Source organism: Paenibacillus sp. Y951 (assembly GCF_056786395.1).
In genome coordinates this window covers 1-18,319 of the sequence record NZ_JBXCIY010000015.1, presented here as the reverse complement: position 1 = coordinate 18,319, position 18,319 = coordinate 1, and the positions used below count along the sequence as shown (strand labels likewise).

Genomic DNA, 18,319 nt, shown 5'->3' with positions numbered 1-18,319 from the left:
TTTTTACTAGGTTGCGTTATCCGATATTGGCGGAAATTAGTCTTATATTGTGGAGGTGTTCCAGCGCAGATGAGTTATCCGAAGGAATTATGGGAAGATACAAGACTTACGCAAAAAGCATATCCTATTCAAATATTTCCAAATCGAGCTCGTAACATTAAAAAGGGAGATTGTATCCTTTATTTGCACTGGCATGTCCATCTGGAATTGATTATTGTACGTAAAGGTCAGGCAGTTTTTCATATAGATAGTCGTCCGATTGAAGTTACAGCAGGGGATGTACTACTTGTACCTGGAGGAAGTTTGCATGTAGGCTATTCACAATCGGATGAAGATTTTGAGATGGATTGTATTGTATTCAACCCAGCGCTGTTTAACGAGTGGATGAACGATCCAATTCATGTTCAACTATTATCGATGTACTTGGAAGGAAAAGCACATTTTCCACTACTAATTTCACGATTCGAAGAGTGGGATAGTCATTATAAGATGGAGCTAGATGAAATAACAAAGGAATTTCTTAATAAAGAAATAGGTTATCAGCTCATTGTAAAAGCGAAGCTCTATGCTTGGTTTATTAAGCTTGCTCGGTATTATAGTAGGCTTCAACCTATTGCTATAGAGAGAGAGCCATATTTTGCGAATCGAGATCATTTTAAGCAATTAATTGATTATGTGAAAGAGCATTATACTGAGAAATTATCTGTTAAGCAGGCAGCAATGATAGTAGGTCTTGATCAGTATTATTTCTGCAAACAATTCAAAAAGCTAACAGGGAGAACTTTTATTGAATATGTTAACGTCTGCCGGGTAAGTGAAGCGGAACGTCTATTAATTAGTAGTCAGGCGACAATAGGTGAAATTGCTACTCAAGTTGGTTGTGAGAACGCGAACTATTTTACAAAGCTATATAAACAGTACAAGGGGATCACACCTTCTGATGTGCGAAGGTTTAATGAAAGGGGAGGGGAATATTCGTCAGTTACATAACGAAAGAGTTTTAAGTTACGTTAGTAGCGGCTATAAGCCATGTAATATGCATCAATGGGGGCCTGGTGTAAGGGATATTTATGCATTGCATTATATTATAAGCGGGCAAGGCTATTATGAAATTGGTCAGCGTAAATTCAAACTTATCGCTGGAGAGAGCTTTATTATATTTCCGCACATACAAATTTATTATTACCCTGATCCACTAGATCCTTGGGAATATGTATGGCATGAATTTAAAGGGAGTGAAGTGCCGCAGCTATTAGCTTTAACTACCCTGAAGCTAAATTATCCTGTTACTAAGGCAGCCCCGCAAAATATGACATCTTTTTATGATGTGAGTTTATATGGCGAGTTAAAGGCATATGAACAAATACGATCTGATGCAAAGATTCGTTTGTTGCTTTCGTATTATATAGAATTTTTCCCGTCGGAAGCTAACTTAGTCGATACCGATTATGTAAGATTAGCGAGGGAGTATATTGAGCATCATTATTGGAAGCCTTCTTTAACGGTTACTACTATTGTGGAGCATATGAATATTGAACGAAGTTATTTGTTTCGCTTATTTAAGAAGGCAACAAGTATGTCAGTATTACATTATATCACGAAGGTTCGTATTCAGCGTGCAAGTGAGCTGTTAAAGAATGAAGGTTTATCAATAAAATCAGTAGCCTATTCCGTAGGCTACAGTGACCCTCTATATTTTTCAAAGGTATTTAAAAATGCAACAACATATACTCCATCAGAGTATATGTTGTTGCATCGGCACAAGTAAGGAATTAACGAAACAGAACACATTTACCAGACGCACGATAATATTGAATTAATCGCTCAATTGGCTCGCGTCCACAATTGAGCTTTTCTCCTAAGCAATTGATGCACAGAAAGTCCTTCGCTTTAATAGAGACTAGCTTCAGATAAATGGCAACGTCATCGGTAATAAGTGGTACTCTACAGCTAGAGCAACATCTCGTGCTGTTCATGTCTACACTAGCCTTGCTCTAATAACGAGGCAATCATGTGCTGGTACGGTAGGGGAGAAGCGTTCTTTGAAGACTCCTAGTTCCTTATGCTCCCAGCAATCATACAATGACAATGAAAAGTTTGAAGCATATGGCAAGCCGATATCCCAAAACAGCAAAGAAATCTCTCGTTGGCTATCACTTAGATTGAAAAAGCCGATTGCTACGTCGCCATCAGTAAGTACCTTTACAAGCATAAATACTTCGTTATCATGAAACCACTGTGGTTCTGGCTTGATACGGTAAGCCCCACGTGCCTCCAAATCCTGATTTATCGCGAGCAGATCTTTATTAAGCAATATATTTTTTGTAGCTGGCGTTGCCTTACGGATATCACTACCGATCATTAGTGGAGAACCCATCATACTCCATATAGAGAAATGAGTTTTATACTCAATATCACTACAGCCACCTATTTTTCCGATATAGTTGTCGTTGCTACCACCATACATGCCAACAATAAGCATATCCATATCGTTATGACAGAATGAACCTGTATAGCACTCCTTGTCTAGCTGTGAAATGGCTAGCTCCTTTATAGAAATCCAGTTATCACGAATATCTCCAGTAGAGCGATACATATGAGCACCTGATTCGCGAATCCAGTGATAGACATTGTCTTCTCCCCAGTTACAAGCAGAAAAAAGAATCTCTCTACCGCAGTTTTTAAGTGCTAGACTCATGCGCTTATAAAGCAACTCACCAGAAATATGACGAGGCTTGAAGCAATAGTCATATTTCAAGTAATCTACTCCCCATTCGGCGAACTTCTTAGCATCCTGAAATTCATGCTCAAAGCTGCCAGGATATCCAGCACATGTGTGGGTTCCTACACAGGAGTACATCCCAAACTTTAAGCCTTTGGAATGAATATAGTCGGCGAGTGCTTTCATGCCACTAGGAAACTTCTCAGGATCAGCGACTAAATTACCTTGCTCATCACGCTCCTTCAAGCTCCAGCAATCATCAATAACAACATATTCATATCCTGCATCTTTATAACCCTCAGATACGAATAAATCAGCGATTTCACGGATTAATTGTTCATTAATATCCCAAGTGAAAGTGTTCCATGAATTCCAACCAAGTGCAGGGAGCAGGCCAAGCTGCTTATTATTGTTCATCTCAAAATCATCCTTTTTCGTGTGGTAGAAGCTATAAACATATTTAAGCATATGCAAGAAAGTGAATCCTATAGTAAAACGTTGCTTACATATGTAAAAATGTTGCTTTTTACTAGCTTCAACCACACAGCTTGGGGAAATATAGAAGGTTTATAACAGTTTAAAGGATGTTTTATAGGTAGTATCGGCATATTGCCTAGGTGTGACACCTGTAATTTGCTTGAATACGCGATAAAAATGAGTAGCCGTTTGAAAACCGCAGAGTTCAGAAATACATTCAATAGTGTGATCAGTTTCCAATAGTTGTTGTTTGGCTTTGACAATTCGTTTCGTGTTGACGTAATTGGTTACATTCATCGTCGTTAGCTGTCGGAACACTCTGGAGAAGTGAGCTGTTGAAACAGATGCATCTTTTGCAAGCTGAACTAGGCTATGTTCGCGCTCAGGATGCTGATCAATAGTTTGCAAAGCGGAAAGCATCCACGAGGGACTATAGCGTGAATTGGCTGTTTGTTTGAAAGAACTTGAGTTTGTAATACGATTAAGCTGGAGTAGCAATTGACCAAGTATCAAACATATCGCGTTTTGATAGCCAACTGGACGCTGTTCCCACTCCTTTGACATACTGAAAAGTGAGGCTTCTACAATTGTTTTCACTTGCTCAGGTAGATCTAGCTTGTAGAGCTTTTTTTGTTTTGCATATTCGAAGCAAGCGAGAGAGAAATAATTGGGATCGTGTGGAAGCGAATTTATTAAATAGGGAGCAAAAAAAATAGCAGATGATACAATGGGTTCTTCATCATCAGGTAGCGAGTGATGTATCGTATTTCCAGGTATGAGGAAAAAGTCGCCTTTACGTTTTTCATACCATAAGTGATCAATAAAAAATACACCTTTTCCTTCGTGTATATAGACAAGCTCATAATGATCATGAAAATGATCCGGCAGCTCATTCTCTTGCTGTCTCTTGGCTTGATGGACAAGCTCAAATGGAAATAATACGTTGCTTTCAAATGTTTTTCGGATGGCCATGATACAATCACCTTCACTTGTTTTAGTATATAATATCAAATTATGTGATGAAAACGCAATTTTAAGACATTACACTATCAATATTTGTAGTTTACAATGATAGCATTGTAATAACTGTTAGCCGTCTCGGTAGTCAAGAGTCATTTAGAGAAGGAGCTGAGCTAGTATGAGAATTGATGCTCATCAACACTATTGGTCTATTAAAAGAGGAGATTATGGCTGGATAACTCCACAGTTAACGACTCTGTATCGCGATTTCTTGCCTCCTGATTTATCACTCCACTTGAAAAAGCATCAACTAGCTGGAAGTATTTTAGTGCAGGCAGCACCAACATTAGAGGAAAGTGTATACATTTTACAATTAGCAGATAAAACTCCTTCTATACTTGGAGTAGTGGGCTGGATTGACTTTTTTAATGGTGATCATATAGTACAGTATACTGAGCTTAAGCAGTATTCCAAGCTAGTAGGCTTACGCCTCATGCTTCAGGATATGGAGGATAGTACAAAGGTACTTGATCCAGAAATTATTTATAAAATTGAATACTATGTGGAGCGAGAAATTCCATTGGATTTGCTTGTCGTTGCTAACCAGTTGGATACAATTATTGCGTTGCTTGAAATTTTTCCTACTATGAAGGCGGTTATCGATCATATTGGAAAACCAAACATTGCAGAAGGAGATATTGATCGATGGTCACAGCAAATGAGCCTCGTTTCTCAGTATAAAGGAATATACTGCAAACTATCTGGCATGGCGACAGAAGCTGATCATGACAACTGGAGCTACGAGCAATTTACTTCTTATATTGAGCATATATTGCACTGCTTTGGCACTGAACGGGTTATGTTTGGTAGCGATTGGCCTGTATGCTTGCTTGCTGCAAGCTACGATGAGGTTATCCATATTGTTGAATCAGCCTTGCCGCAAGCTTGGGGAGCTGAAGAACAGGCAAGACTATTTGGTTCCAATGCAGCAATTTTTTATAATCTCGTAAATAAGGGGGAGCAAGATGAAGTATAGAAAGCTAGGTATAACTGATATGGAGGTTTCAGCGCTAAGCTTTGGAGCCTCATCACTAGGATCCGTATTTCGTAATACGAATGAGCAGGAGAGCATTCGAACGGTACATACAGCGCTCGATCAGGGGATTAATTATATTGATGTTGCTCCTTATTATGGTTTGACGAAGGCAGAAAGTGTGCTGGGGAAAGTGATTAAGGAGCTTGATCGTAGCACATTTTATTTATCGACCAAGGCTGGGAGATATGGTGAGAGCAATTTTGACTTTTCAGCAGTGAAGATTGTTTCAAGCGTAGATGAAAGTCTAGCTAGATTAAATACAGATTACGTCGATATTTTGTTTTTACATGATATCGAGTTTGTACCTGCAGAAATTATTATAGAAGAAGCAATTCCAACTCTTCATCGTCTAAAGGAGCAAGGGAAAATTCGTTATTGTGGAATTAGCGGACTGCCAATCCAGTTATTTGAAACATTAATTCCACAAATCAATATAGATTGCATATTATCGTATTGTCATTACGCTCTAAATGACAACTCTTTGCTAGCGCTACTGCCTTTGCTAGAGGAACGAAATGTAGGTTTGGTCAATGCCTCTCCTTTGTCTATGGGACTATTAGGCACAAGACCAATACCTGTCTGGCACCCAGCTAGTGAGTTAGTCAAGAAAATTTGTAGGCAGGCAGCAGATTATTGTGCAACGCACGGTTATGATATTGCGAAGCTTGCAGTTCAGTATTCAACAGCGAATTCTGAAATCCCTACAACGCTAGTAAGTACTGCTAATCCGCAAAATATAACTAAAAATGCTACATGGGTTGAGGAAAAATTAGATCAGCAGCTACTTAAGGAAGTTATGGAAATTTTAAAGCCGATTGCTAATGCTAGTTGGACTAGTGGACGTTCTGAGTACAATGAGCAGCTATAAGAACAGGCAAGAGTATATTTAAGGGGCGGATGTATGATGAAAGCGATTGTATGTGAAGAGGTTGGCAGGCTTGTAATACATGAAAGACTGCCAGAGCCTAAGCTGAAAGAAAACTATGCAGTTGTACAGATTCGACGCATTGGAATATGTGGAACAGATTATCACGCGTATAGAGGCAATCAGCCATTTTTTACATATCCGCGAGTTCTTGGACACGAGCTTGCAGGCGAGATTATACAGATTAGCGACAATGATCTTGGATTACAGGAAGGCGATCAAGTAAGCATTATTCCGTATTTTCATTGCGGTCTATGTCAAGCTTGTTTGCAGGGGAAATTCAATTGCTGCAATGAAATGAAAGTGTTTGGTGTTCATATTGATGGTGGAATGAAGGAGAGAGTAGCGGTACCGATTAATTATCTCATTAAAACAAATGAGCTTAGCTTAGATCAAGCTGTTTTGCTGGAGCCACTGGCAATCGGTGCACATGCCATCGCTCGTTCAGGATTGCAGGCAGGTCAAACAGCACTCGTTATCGGTGCAGGACCCATTGGACTTGGTATTATGGCGCTTATACACAGTATGGGGGCTAAAGCGATTGCTATGGACGTTAATGAAGAGCGCTTAAAATTTGCAGAATCATGGGGAAATGCTGCATATACGGTCCATGCCTTACAAGATCCAATACAAAAAGTCGCAGAACTTACAGCCAATCAGTTTGCGAGCGTTGTAGTTGATGCAACTGGGAATGCCCAATCCATGATGAATGCATTTGATTATACGTCGCATGGTGGAAGCTTGATTTATGTAGGTCTGTTTAAAGGGGATATTACATTTCATGATCCTGACTTCCATCGTAAGGAGCTGACATTATTGGGCAGTCGTAATGCTACTCGACAAGATTTTGAGACAGTTATAGAGGCAATGTCACTCGGGCATATTGTAGCGGAGCAATATATTACACATCGCTGCAAGTTTGAGCAGCTGACGGAGGCTTTCGAGGAGTGGTTGCTGCCTCAATCTAAGGTAATAAAAGCAATTGTAGAGTTATAATCGACAACGCTTTCTTGAGGGTGTTGGCTTATGTCAGTCTCGCTTAGCTAGATTCATCTAACTGCTTCAAATTAGTAATGAAAAGGCACGGTTTCGTATTGGGGAATTATTGAATATGTTCTAAATGGCTAGACACTTAATGACGGGATTAAAATTAGGAGGATAATGATGAAAGCAAAGTCTGAATTTTGGTACAATAAGCCGGCAGTTAACTGGAATGAGGCGTTGCCTATTGGTAACGGATTTATGGGAGCGATGGTATTTGGCGATCCCATTGAGGAAAGAATTGCTTTGAATGAAGATAGTGTTTGGTATGGGGGGCCACGTGATCGTAATAATCCTGATGCATTGGACCATCTTCAGACTATCCGTGAAGCAATCCGAGCAGGTGAATTAAATCGAGCGGAAGATTTATCATTGTTAGCATTGTCTGGATTACCAGAAGCGCAACGTCATTACATGCCGCTTGGTGATTTGAACATCCAATTTTTTTCGCCTGCCGCAAGTCATGAAGTAGCAGTTAGCAATGAGAAAACGTTGGAATCGAGTGAAATTGAACATTATTTACGAGACTTGGATATGTCAAGTGGAATTGTTACCAGCAGCTATAAACAATATGGGATCTCTTATCGCAGAGAAAGTTTTGCCAGTTATCATCATAATGTTATGGCTTTCCATTTTACAGCTGATCGACCGAATGCGCATCATTTTCGTGTTAGATTAACGCGTGGAAGTAATCGTCACTATGAAGTCGTATCAAAAGTGAATACATGTACGCTAATGATGAAGGGCGAATGTGGAGGGGCTGATGGTTCAAGTTTTCGTACTGGAGTAACCTTAATAGCCGATGGTGGAGAGGTGGAAATTATAGGTGAGCATCTCATTGTCAAAAATGCGAATCGTGTATTGCTATTACTTGCTGCAGCAACTTCATTCCGACATGACAGCCCTGAACAGTATGTATTGCAACAATTGGAAAAAGCTGCGCGTATAAGTTATGTGCAATTAAGGCAGCAACATGTTGAAGATTTCAATTCATTGTTTAGCCGCGTCGAATTCAAGTTAAAAGCAACGGAAGATGTAAGTGCTGTGCCTATGAATGAGCGCTTGGAGAGAGTAAAGGATGGCAAAGAAGATTTGCAATTAATCGAAGTATTGTATCAATACGGTCGATATTTATTGCTGTCATCTAGCCGTCCAGGCTCGTTGCCGGCAAATTTACAGGGAATTTGGAATGAACATATGCTACCGCCGTGGGATAGCAAATATACGATTAATATCAATACACAGATGAATTATTGGCCTGCAGAGAGCTGTAATTTATCAGAATGTCATCAGCCGTTGTTCGATCTTCTGGAACGAATGCGTGTTAATGGGCGGGTGACAGCAAAGAAAATGTATGGCTGCCGTGGTTTTGTTGCACATCATAATACTGATATCTGGGCAGATACTGCCCCACAGGACAGATATGTACCTGCTACGTATTGGCCGATGGGAGCAGCGTGGCTTAGCTTGCATATGTGGGAGCATTTTTTGTTTACTCAAAATCAAGACTTTTTAAGACAAACGGCGTATCCGATCTTAACGGAGGCTGCACAATTCTTTCTTGATTTTCTCATTGAAACTAAAGATGGTTTATTAGTAACTAGCCCTTCTGTATCACCTGAAAACACCTATATTCTACCTAATGGTGAAATAGGGACGATCAGTGAAGGACCAGCAATGGATAGTCAAATCTTGCGGGAGCTATTTGCAGCATGCATTCAGGCGTCCGAGCTACTTCAATGTGATGCATCGTTACGTAAGCAATGGCAGCAAGTATACTCACGTTTACCACAAGATGAAATTGGAAGCGAGGGGCAATTGCTTGAATGGTTGGAGGAATATGTGGAAGAAGAGCCCGGTCACCGTCATATCTCTCATTTATTTGCTTTGCATCCAGGAAGTCAAATTTCAGTACATAAAACACCAGACTTGGCGGCGGCTGCAAAAATAACATTAGAGAAGCGGCTTGCAAATGGTGGAGGGCATACGGGTTGGAGTAGAGCATGGATTATTAACTTCTGGGCAAGGCTTGAGGAAGCAGAACTGGCTTATGATAATATTGTTGCGCTACTTTCGCATTCGATGCTTCCTAATTTACTGGATAATCATCCACCTTTTCAAATTGACGGAAATTTTGGGGCGACTGCCGCAATTGCTGAAATGTTATTGCAAAGTCATTGTGACGAGCTAAGATTGTTACCAGCTTTGCCGAGGGCTTGGAAAGAGGGATATATGAAAGGATTACGTGCACGGGGTGGCTTCACTGTTGACGTTGCTTGGAGGGATCATAGTTTGGAATACGCACGCATATGTGCGACAGAATCAACTACACAATGCCGCATCCGCACCAGTCTTCCTGTCCGTATTCAAGCACGTGAGCAAGATACGCTATTTATATATGATCAGGGCTCATGTGTAGCGGAATGGCAGGCAATGAAAGGAATTGTATATACAGTATTACCGGTATAAGAAAATATATATAATTTGAAAGGTTATTAGACCCTTAAGCCACGTGATAGTATTGATGTAATGATATCGTTTTCATTAATGATTAATTAGTCTGGAGAACAAGAGAAACCGTTACGGGAGAGCCACTATTGAAGGCGTGTAACGTTTACTTGTCTGCAGGTTATGACCCAAACGACAAATCCGTGAAATACAATGTATTGTATTTACTTCATGGTGTAGGGGGGATCAATATGAATGGTTAAGAGGTAGCGGTCAGGTCAACGATCGATTCATCATCTGAAGGAATAATATATAACCGCACGCGAAGAGCGATTGTCGGGCTGTCAATGGGAGGAATGCAAGCGCTGAACTTGATTCTCGGGGGTTATAGACATGATTCTACGCTAATCACTAGAACAGAGAGTCCGTGGAACAACGGGCTCTACAAGACTGTACTTGCCCCTGGAATGATAGATTTGTTCGATTATGTGGGAGTTTTTTCAAATGCTCCTACGTCGAGTGATGGCAAGACTCTTGGAGCAAGTCTGGCGTCATGTCCGCATAAACTTCAATTGTTATACACTACCTGCGGCAGTGAAGATGGAATCGCAAATAACAGTTTTTTAAATTCGACAGATCAACTTCTAGATCAAGCGGGGGATGATCTCGCTCATTATTATGAATTTCATTCATGGGTGGAATACAATGATGTTGTCATAAACGATTTTAATGATATTTCGGACTTTCATTATATATTAGCAAAATATTGAATAGCGAAGGTTGTGTTTTACTTGATAAAAAGGATTGTGCTACATGTTATCAAAAAAAATATTGCCACATTAGTTTTTATTTTTTTGATTAATATAATTGTATCATTAATCTCAATTGTTCAGCCAATGGCGTTCAAGAAGTTGTTCGATGAGGTCTTGCCAAATAAAGATCTGAAGCTGGGAATCATATTTATAATCATAGTTGTATTAGCTCCTATTGTGTTCACTTTAATAAACAGTTTTATTATATACTACACAAAAGATTTAGGTAATAAAATTTCTAAATCAATAAGGATTAGTTTGTTCAAACATTTACTGAATACTAAAGCTTCAGCAATCAATAAAATTGGGAAAGGAGAAATAATTAATAGAATTACCTCGCAAATAGGGCAATTAAGCGAAGTGTTATTGGTTAACACCGCTACTAGCGTGATATCTAATGTTATATTGCTAGCTACGACATTAGTATTTATGGTGTCTATGAGTGTTGAACTAACGATATTGTCCATCACTGCATTTCCAATTTTCACGCTTTTATTTAAAAGGATTCGTAAGTATACGAATAACCTACAAACTAACTATTTCCAATTGCTTGACAACGGAGTAAATTATCTTACTGATCTTTTTACCAACATAAAATCTGTTCATGTGAGCAATGGTCAAAAAGAAGAAATTAAAAGATGGGATGCGTGGAATAATGAAGTGATGTCTGTTTCTAAAAAAACGGATGTATTCCATAATTTAATTCTTAATTTATTTTCAGATCTTATTATTTCACTCGTGACGGGAATTGTATATGGTTATAGCTTATATTTGATTGTGCAGAATAATATTTCAACAGGTACACTGCTTGCTTTTATAGTAATATTGCCGCGACTTTTTAGTGTGTTTAAATCATTATTTACTACTACGCTGGATATTGGAAGAATTAAATTAATATCCCAAAATATAAATGATTTATTCTATGAAGAAAAGCTTGAATCAAGCACGATAGTTCCAAATTTCTCGATAGTTCCTAGTTTAGAATTTAAAGGATTATCATTTACATATGGAGAAGAAGAGAACGGTATACAAAATCTTAATATGAAGATAAGTCCGGGGACATTCGTTGGAATTGTAGGGATTAGTGGATCGGGTAAAACAACATTGTTTGAGATGATTCATAAAAATGAAACCCCATCAGAAGGTATGATAGCGATTAATGGTATTAATATAGCAGAATATGATACTTTAAGCTTAAGAGAGTATGTAGGCTATTATCAACAGTCTAGCATGCTTTGGAATAGAAGTGTTATTGATAATATTATTTATCCTAAAAACTATGAGAACTTGACGTTAGTCGAAAAGGAAAGTCTTAATTGGGCTATAGACGTAGCTAACTTGGGAGAGGTAATCGAAAAACTATCTAACAAGCAACACACGTTAGTAATTGATAACGGAAAGAATTTTTCTGGCGGTGAGATTCAAAGAATATTACTTGCAAGAGCATTAATGAAAGACACAAAAATGTTGCTGCTTGATGAGTATACTTCTGCACTTGATGCGATAACTGAAAATAATATTAATGAAGCTTTAATCAAGATAAAAGGTACAAAGACAGTTCTGGTCATTGCACACAGGCTATCGACAATTAAAAATGCTGATATTATTGTTGTTATTGAAGATGGGAAAATTATAGAATCTGGTACATTGTCGGAATTAATAGAGAAGGAAGGTATGTTTAGAAGGATGTATGAGGTTCAAAATTTTTAATCAAATTAAAACTTTTACTAAGGAGAAATAGATGGATAAGCGTGTTTCTAAGTTATTAAAGAAAATGCTATTATATTATTTTTATGAACTAGCTGAAAAGGAAGATTATGACAAAATTAGCTTGCTGATACAAAATGCAATATATAATCATAAACATTTGAAGGCAATAAGCGAATTGAATAGGGAGTTGAAGAATAAAGGAATAGGCAATCTTCCTATGGTTATTAAAGGGGTATCTATATTTGGGATAACGAATAGTAATCTCAATATTAGGAGAAGTGTTGATATTTACATATTATATAATGATCTTTCATTAATTGAATCTAATAGATAATAAAAGCCTTTACTTGTTTTTATTGCATGCTGCAAGGAATCATTGGCCACATGTATCAATCCTTTTCTCAGTTTTATCTATATTTTAATGGGTATTATTTCAAGATTAAACCTGTTAAAGTATGTTAATGTTGCTTAACCTACTGTACATTATAAGCAGAAAAATAATACCTAACTAATTGTATGCGCTTTCTATAATCGTTAGGGGTCTCTATATTATTTACAATAAGTGGTAGATATTGTGGATGGACCGAAATATCTAATCAGTATGATCGACTTAGACAGCTACAGAGGATAAAAATTGGTGATGGCGTGTCATTAATCCAATATGAATGGGGAGAGTCAAATTGCGAATAACGCTGACAAAATGGGTCAAGCTAATAGTTTTGACTCTATGGTTGATATTGATAGTAATAGCTTGTGAGCAGGACAGTACTAAGATCAATATTAACGATGAACTCATAGAATCAAGCGGGTATAACAATGTTTACGATGAGATTGGACTTAGCAAATATGATCCGCCAATAAAACTATCATTCGTCCGTGAACAAAGTGACGCTTTGGAAGATCTAATAAATTTATTACCTGACGAAACATTAGAAGATAATAGATGGAGCCGAATCTATGAGCAAGTATTAGGCATTTCAATCCATTACGATTGGACAGCAAAAGGGGAACTGTATAAGCAAAAACATAGTTTCTCCGTTTCTTCAGGTCAAATTCCAGATATTATTAAAGTTAGTGCTGAGCAACTCAGAATATTGAGCAATGAGGGCTTAATTCAGGATTTGACGGATGTTTACAACAATTATGCGACACCGTTGACTAAAAATATATTAGAACAAGAAGGAAAATCAATTTTTGATGCTGCTACAATTGATGGGAAATTAATGGCTATACCGGACACTAATGCCTCTATTGAAGGGGCGATGTATATTTGGTTAAGAACGGATTGGATGGAGCAACTCCGCTTAAATCCACCGCAAACGATCACTGATATATTGGAAATTTCGAGAGCGTTTACAGTAATGGACCCAGATCAAAATGGTCAAGACGACACATTTGGCTTAGCCATTACGAATTATTTATGGGATGCTATTATGAGTATTAAAGGTTTTATGGCAGGTTATGAAGCATATCCTGAACTTTGGGTAGTTGATGATTCCGATAATCTTGTATTTGGTGGCATTCAGCCTGAGGTGAAAGAATCACTTTTGGCATTACAGCAAATGTATAAAAGAGGTGAACTCGATCCCGAGTTTTCATTCAAAAATGGTGAAAAAGTGAAGCAACAAATTGCTAATGGAAAAATAGGGATGATGTATGGTGAGCAATGGGGATCGTTTGTAGTGCAAAGCAGTCAAAATCTTGATGGTGATTCAGACTGGAAAGCATATCCTATTGTTTCTCTTTCCGGTAATCTACCAAAGGTTCCACTAAAATTAAGAACGTATCAATACTTTGCTGTACGTAAAGGCTTAGAGCAGCCAGAAGCAATTGTCAAATTAATTAATTTGCATCTCGAGAAAAATTGGGGTAAGACTGCTGAATATAAAGAGTATTATAGTTCTTCTTATCCTGTGTGGCAGTTATCACCAGTAACTCCATATCCAGCTCAAAAAAACTTAGAGGCCTATCGTCAGCTAGCTGAAGCTCGTCAAACAGGGGATTGGACGGGATTGGATGCTGAAGCTCAATCCATTCAAAAGTTAATTGAGCTGTACCATGCGGGGGGAACAGATAAAGATCATGGTTGGGGATGGGACAAGACGTATGGAGTGAATGGTGCCTTTTCTATCCTTGATCAATATGAAGCTAATGATCAATTATTATATGAAGCATATACAGGTGCTCCAACTGAAACGATGATCGAGCGAATATCAATATTGCACGATCTGCAGCATGAGGCATATATCAATATCATCCTAGGTAATTCTATTGATGAATTTGATCAATTTGTAGAAACATGGCAGGAGCTAGGTGGAGCCAAAATAACAATGGAAGCTAATGATTGGTATCAACAAAACAAATGATCCAAAAGGTATATTAAAAGGCTCGGGGGTAGTACCTTGTTTAACTTTCCTATAACATCACTACGCGGAACTATTTTTTTTCGTTCAGTATTCACGTATTTGCTAGTTATTATGCCAATTATTATACTAGGTCTTTATTTGTACAACTGGAGTTATAATAATGCGAGTGAAGAAATTTCGAGAGCGACAGTAACACAATTAAACTATTATTTAGAGGATTTAGAACGTGAAATCGAGTGGATGGAGCTACAACAGTTTGATTTAGTTGAGGATAGTGAATTAAGTAAGCTTGCTGTGACATGGGATAAGATGAATAGTATGGAAAAAAGAGGGGGTTTGAACTACTTAATACATCGACTTACATCATTCAAAAATAGTAGTGCGTATATTAAAGATATTAACATACATATCTATAGCATCTCCAAAACAATTTCAGCGTTGAATTCTGTTATAGAACTTGATGAGCAAGTATATGCACAATTAATCGCAAATGTTTCAACAAATCGCGAACGATTATATTATTCAGATGATGCTGTTCAACTTATCGCTTCTAAATATGGAGGTGGTAAAGGAGACTTACCTAACTATGTCGTTCAAATTGAATTAGATTCAGAGAAGCTGAAAGAATCTTTACAGTTGCTTAGCATCTATGAAAACAGTGGGTCTTTTCTTATTTCCAGTTCTTCAGGATATACAGTGATGAGTAATGACGAATCTACAAATGTAGTGGAAAACTATATGAATGAAGATGAAGAATCTAGAGATTACTTAACGTTGCTATCTGTTAATCAAGAAAAGTATCATATTGACAAGGCGTATTCTAATAAATTAAAGCTTATGCTAGTCACGTACTTGCCAGAGGAGACGGTAAAAAGACCTTTAAGTTTTTTTTATAAATGGGCTTGGTTATTTGCAATCGCATCCCTAATCGCTATTGTTGTCTTCTCTTATTCTACGTATCGCTTTATTCATAAACCATTAATATTGCTAGTACAGAGCTTTAGACGGATGGAAGCAGGAGAATTGGATCGTCCGATTGTTCATGAAAAAAAGGACGAATTTGGTTATTTATACACGCGCTTCAATCATATGCTTACAAAATTAACAAGTTTAATTGATCAAGATTATAAACAAAAAATGATGATGCAGAAATCTGAGCTAAAGCAGCTGCAATCTCAAATTAACCCGCATTTTTTGTATAATAGCTTCTTTATTTTGAATTCCTTAGCCAAGATCGGGGATGTTGAGCGGATTGAACAATTTACAATTATGCTCGGGGAATATTTCCGATTTATTACTCGTAACGGTGAGGATCTTGTTTTACTAAAGGAAGAAATAAAGCATTCGCGTATGTATACAGATATTCAAGAGCTTCGTTTTTCGAGACGAATACGATTGGAATTTGATGATTTGCCAGAAGGTATGAATGCCATCAGAGTTCCAAGGCTTATTGTGCAGCCGATAATAGAAAATGCTTATGAGCATAGTCTTGAGAAAAAAAGCGAGGAAGGCTTACTTAAAATTACATTTGATTATCAGCTGGATGCGCTCCATATTATTGTGGAGGATAATGGTGAGCAGCTTACCGACGAACAGCTTATAGCGCTGCAGCATCGACTCCAGCATAACGATGAAGAAAATGAAATGACAGGAATTATTAACATACATCGACGGCTATTATTAACGTATGGTGAGGGCAGCGGACTTTTATTAGAGCGAAGTAAACTTAAAGGATTAAAGGTCATTATATGTATTCAAATAAATAATGATATGCTGCTAAAGTGACTCGAGATATTTACCTTTTTTTATGGGCATTTTCAAGGATTGGTAAAATCTATAATTTGAAGGGTCATTCATCCACAGTTTGGCAGGTTGATGCAACGATAGTGAAGCGTTACGCTTTAATAGATAAAATGTTAACTCTGCTTAAAAGGGGGCAATAAATAATATTAAATGCTAAAAAGATATATATAATAGTCGCTATTCTATTAGCTATTATTGCGACACTTTTAATCGGCTTTAATCAACTATTTTATAAGGAGCTAGACGAAATGATGAATGATGAAGTAAAGGTAGATACGTTAGAGACTGTAGAATCAGCACAACAGAAGGAAAAAATTGATGAGAGTGGAGCAATATCCAAGCCTTCCTATGCCCCTCCATCTCAAGCGGTAGGGAAAACGATATTGAACGGTAATCCGTTAGTGTCTCACAAATTCGGAGCAGATCCTTATGCTTTAGTATACGAAGATCGAGTCTATCTTTATGCGACGAATGATGTATTTCAGTACGACGAGAGTGGCAATATTAAGGATAATACTTATGCAAATATTAATAAGCTTTCGGTTATTTCATCAGATGACTTAGTCAATTGGACGGATCATGGCTTTGTTGATGCAGCTGGTCCAGATGGCGCTGCAAAATGGGCAACACAATCTTGGGCGCCAGCTGCAGTCCATAAAGTGATCGATGGGAAAGATAAATTCTTTATCTACTTTGCTAATAATGCAAGTAATATTGGTGTATTGATGAGTGACAGTCCGACGGGACCTTGGGTCGATCCTATTGGTAAACCACTTCTTACTAGAGAAACTCCTGGTGTAGAGAAAGTGACGTGGCTGTTTGACCCAGCTGTGTTAGTAGACGATGACGGAAAGGGCTATATCTACTTTGGTGGCGGTATTCCAGATGGACAGGAAGCAATGCCGAACACTGCTAGAGTGATGGAACTAGGAGAAGATATGATTAGTGTGCTGGGAGAAGCTCTTCCAATTCCAGCTCCGTATATGTTCGAAAACTCAGGAATTAACAAAGCCAATAACAAATACTATTATACGTATTGTTCGAATTTCTACAATGGTGTTCGTCCTGAAGGAAGTCCGCAAGCAGGTCAAATTTCGTATATGGTTAGTGATTCTCCGATGGGGCCATGGACGTATGAAGGAATAATTCTAAAAAATCCAGTACACTTCTTTGATGTAGGTGGTAATAATCATCATGCCATTTTTGAATTCCATGGAAGCTGGTATATCGCTTATCATGCACAGACGTTGTCTAAAGCAATGGGAGTAGCAAAAGGATATCGTTCAACTCATCTGAATCAGGTTTTCTTTAATGAAGATGGAACGATTCAAGAAATCATTGCTGATTATGAAGGTATTAAGCAATTGAAAACATTTAATCCATATGTTCGAGTGGAAGCCGAGACTATCGGTTGGCAAGCAGGTATTAATACGGAGCAGATTAGTGATAACGCGCAGCAATCTTCTTCTAATAGAGTTGTAACGGATATTGATGATGGCGATTGGATAGCAGTTTCCAATGTTGATTTTGGCAACGTTGGTGCGTCTTCCTATACAGCAGCAGTGGCTAATGGCAGCGCTGCTAGTAGCATTGAAATTCGGTTAGACAGTCCAGACGGTAAATTAATAGGAGAACTTTCCATTCCAGCAGCTACTGATCCAGATCAGTATTCTGAACTTCAAACGAAAATTGAAGGTGCAGATGGTGTTCATCATTTATTTTTAGTGTTTAGAGGAGAAGACAATAGCGAGTTATTCAAGCTTGATTACTGGCAGTTTCATGAATAGTTAGGATGTTATTCCCCCATATCTAATTGATATGGGGATTTTTATTTTGAGGCGTGCCCAGAGGCACGCATTATCTAGTTGGTGAAAGTCCAACCGAAGGAGGGACCAAGCCACCTTCGTAGCTGGGATACCTGCGTATGGCGAAATCTGTGCGTAGAAGCGTATCGACGAA

14 protein-coding genes are annotated in these 18,319 nt (G+C 38.1%); 12 read left to right on the top strand and 2 right to left on the bottom strand.

Going from position 1 to position 18,319, the window contains the following annotated elements; all coding sequences use genetic code 11:
* Positions 1 to 69: 69 nt before the first annotated feature.
* Together AC1TPB_RS18645 and AC1TPB_RS18640 are read left to right on the top strand one after the other, a co-directional pair.
* Entirely contained in the window at positions 70 to 990 is a 921-nt protein-coding gene (locus AC1TPB_RS18645; RefSeq protein WP_482077910.1) for an AraC family transcriptional regulator, read from the top strand.
* Between the two features lie 46 nt (positions 991 to 1,036).
* Positions 1,037 to 1,768 carry an AraC family transcriptional regulator gene (locus AC1TPB_RS18640; RefSeq protein WP_482077909.1) on the top strand — a complete coding sequence of 244 codons (732 nt, stop codon included), beginning with the start codon at positions 1,037 to 1,039 and terminating at the stop codon, positions 1,766 to 1,768.
* A gap of 210 nt (positions 1,769 to 1,978) precedes the next feature.
* Here the strand turns inward: AC1TPB_RS18640 and AC1TPB_RS18635 are convergent, their stop codons facing one another.
* Positions 1,979 to 3,139 carry a glycoside hydrolase family 27 protein gene (locus AC1TPB_RS18635; RefSeq protein ID WP_482077908.1) on the bottom strand — a complete coding sequence of 387 codons (1,161 nt, stop codon included), beginning with the start codon at positions 3,137 to 3,139 and terminating at the stop codon, positions 1,979 to 1,981.
* Positions 3,140 to 3,289: 150 nt separating this feature from the next.
* A complete protein-coding gene (locus AC1TPB_RS18630) occupies positions 3,290 to 4,171 on the bottom strand; it encodes a helix-turn-helix domain-containing protein (RefSeq protein ID WP_482077907.1) in 882 nt (293 codons plus the stop codon).
* A 166-nt stretch (positions 4,172 to 4,337) separates the two neighbouring features.
* On the opposite strand from AC1TPB_RS18630, the gene AC1TPB_RS18625 reads away from it, so the two are divergent.
* The 10 genes from AC1TPB_RS18625 to AC1TPB_RS18580 all read left to right on the top strand — a co-directional run bounded on the left by AC1TPB_RS18625 (position 4,338) and on the right by AC1TPB_RS18580 (position 18,147).
* Positions 4,338 to 5,195 (top strand): amidohydrolase family protein, encoded by an 858-nt coding sequence (locus tag AC1TPB_RS18625; RefSeq protein ID WP_482077906.1) that lies wholly within the window; start codon positions 4,338 to 4,340, stop codon positions 5,193 to 5,195.
* A complete protein-coding gene (locus AC1TPB_RS18620) occupies positions 5,185 to 6,123 on the top strand; it encodes an aldo/keto reductase (protein WP_482077905.1) in 939 nt (312 codons plus the stop codon). The genes AC1TPB_RS18625 and AC1TPB_RS18620 overlap by 11 nt, the downstream gene beginning before the upstream one ends.
* 33 nt (positions 6,124 to 6,156) lie before the next feature.
* The gene (locus tag AC1TPB_RS18615; protein ID WP_482077904.1) at positions 6,157 to 7,176 is read left to right on the top strand and encodes a zinc-binding alcohol dehydrogenase family protein; all 1,020 of its coding nucleotides are present in this window, start codon (positions 6,157 to 6,159) and stop codon (positions 7,174 to 7,176) included.
* A 165-nt stretch (positions 7,177 to 7,341) separates the two neighbouring features.
* Entirely contained in the window at positions 7,342 to 9,690 is a 2,349-nt protein-coding gene (locus AC1TPB_RS18610; protein WP_482077903.1) for a glycoside hydrolase family 95 protein, read from the top strand.
* Positions 9,691 to 10,016: 326 nt separating this feature from the next.
* Positions 10,017 to 10,439, top strand: a complete 423-nt coding sequence (locus AC1TPB_RS18605; protein WP_482077902.1) for a hypothetical protein — start codon at positions 10,017 to 10,019, stop codon at positions 10,437 to 10,439.
* A gap of 36 nt (positions 10,440 to 10,475) precedes the next feature.
* On the top strand, positions 10,476 to 12,191 hold the full coding sequence (locus AC1TPB_RS18600; protein ID WP_482077901.1) for an ABC transporter ATP-binding protein: 1,716 nt from the start codon (positions 10,476 to 10,478) through the stop codon (positions 12,189 to 12,191).
* Between the two features lie 31 nt (positions 12,192 to 12,222).
* Entirely contained in the window at positions 12,223 to 12,525 is a 303-nt protein-coding gene (locus AC1TPB_RS18595; protein WP_482077900.1) for a hypothetical protein, read from the top strand.
* Between the two features lie 403 nt (positions 12,526 to 12,928).
* On the top strand, positions 12,929 to 14,557 hold the full coding sequence (locus AC1TPB_RS18590; protein WP_482077899.1) for an extracellular solute-binding protein: 1,629 nt from the start codon (positions 12,929 to 12,931) through the stop codon (positions 14,555 to 14,557).
* A 36-nt stretch (positions 14,558 to 14,593) separates the two neighbouring features.
* Entirely contained in the window at positions 14,594 to 16,342 is a 1,749-nt protein-coding gene (locus AC1TPB_RS18585) for a sensor histidine kinase (protein WP_482077898.1), read from the top strand.
* Positions 16,343 to 16,608: 266 nt separating this feature from the next.
* Positions 16,609 to 18,147, top strand: coding sequence for a glycoside hydrolase family 43 protein (locus AC1TPB_RS18580; RefSeq protein ID WP_482077897.1), 1,539 nt, complete (start codon positions 16,609 to 16,611; stop codon positions 18,145 to 18,147).
* The last annotated feature ends 172 nt before the right edge of the window (positions 18,148 to 18,319 follow it).

Coding starts and splice junctions, on each gene's coding strand:
- AC1TPB_RS18645 (WP_482077910.1), top strand. CDS start 70: ATGAGTTATCCGAAGGAATTATGGGAAGATACAAGACTTACGCAAAAA.
- AC1TPB_RS18640 (WP_482077909.1), top strand. CDS start 1,037: ATGCATCAATGGGGGCCTGGTGTAAGGGATATTTATGCATTGCATTAT.
- AC1TPB_RS18635 (WP_482077908.1), bottom strand. CDS start 3,139: ATGAACAATAATAAGCAGCTTGGCCTGCTCCCTGCACTTGGTTGGAAT.
- AC1TPB_RS18630 (WP_482077907.1), bottom strand. CDS start 4,171: ATGGCCATCCGAAAAACATTTGAAAGCAACGTATTATTTCCATTTGAG.
- AC1TPB_RS18625 (WP_482077906.1), top strand. CDS start 4,338: ATGAGAATTGATGCTCATCAACACTATTGGTCTATTAAAAGAGGAGAT.
- AC1TPB_RS18620 (WP_482077905.1), top strand. CDS start 5,185: ATGAAGTATAGAAAGCTAGGTATAACTGATATGGAGGTTTCAGCGCTA.
- AC1TPB_RS18615 (WP_482077904.1), top strand. CDS start 6,157: ATGATGAAAGCGATTGTATGTGAAGAGGTTGGCAGGCTTGTAATACAT.
- AC1TPB_RS18610 (WP_482077903.1), top strand. CDS start 7,342: ATGATGAAAGCAAAGTCTGAATTTTGGTACAATAAGCCGGCAGTTAAC.
- AC1TPB_RS18605 (WP_482077902.1), top strand. CDS start 10,017: ATGGGAGGAATGCAAGCGCTGAACTTGATTCTCGGGGGTTATAGACAT.
- AC1TPB_RS18595 (WP_482077900.1), top strand. CDS start 12,223: ATGGATAAGCGTGTTTCTAAGTTATTAAAGAAAATGCTATTATATTAT.
- AC1TPB_RS18580 (WP_482077897.1), top strand. CDS start 16,609: ATGATGAATGATGAAGTAAAGGTAGATACGTTAGAGACTGTAGAATCA.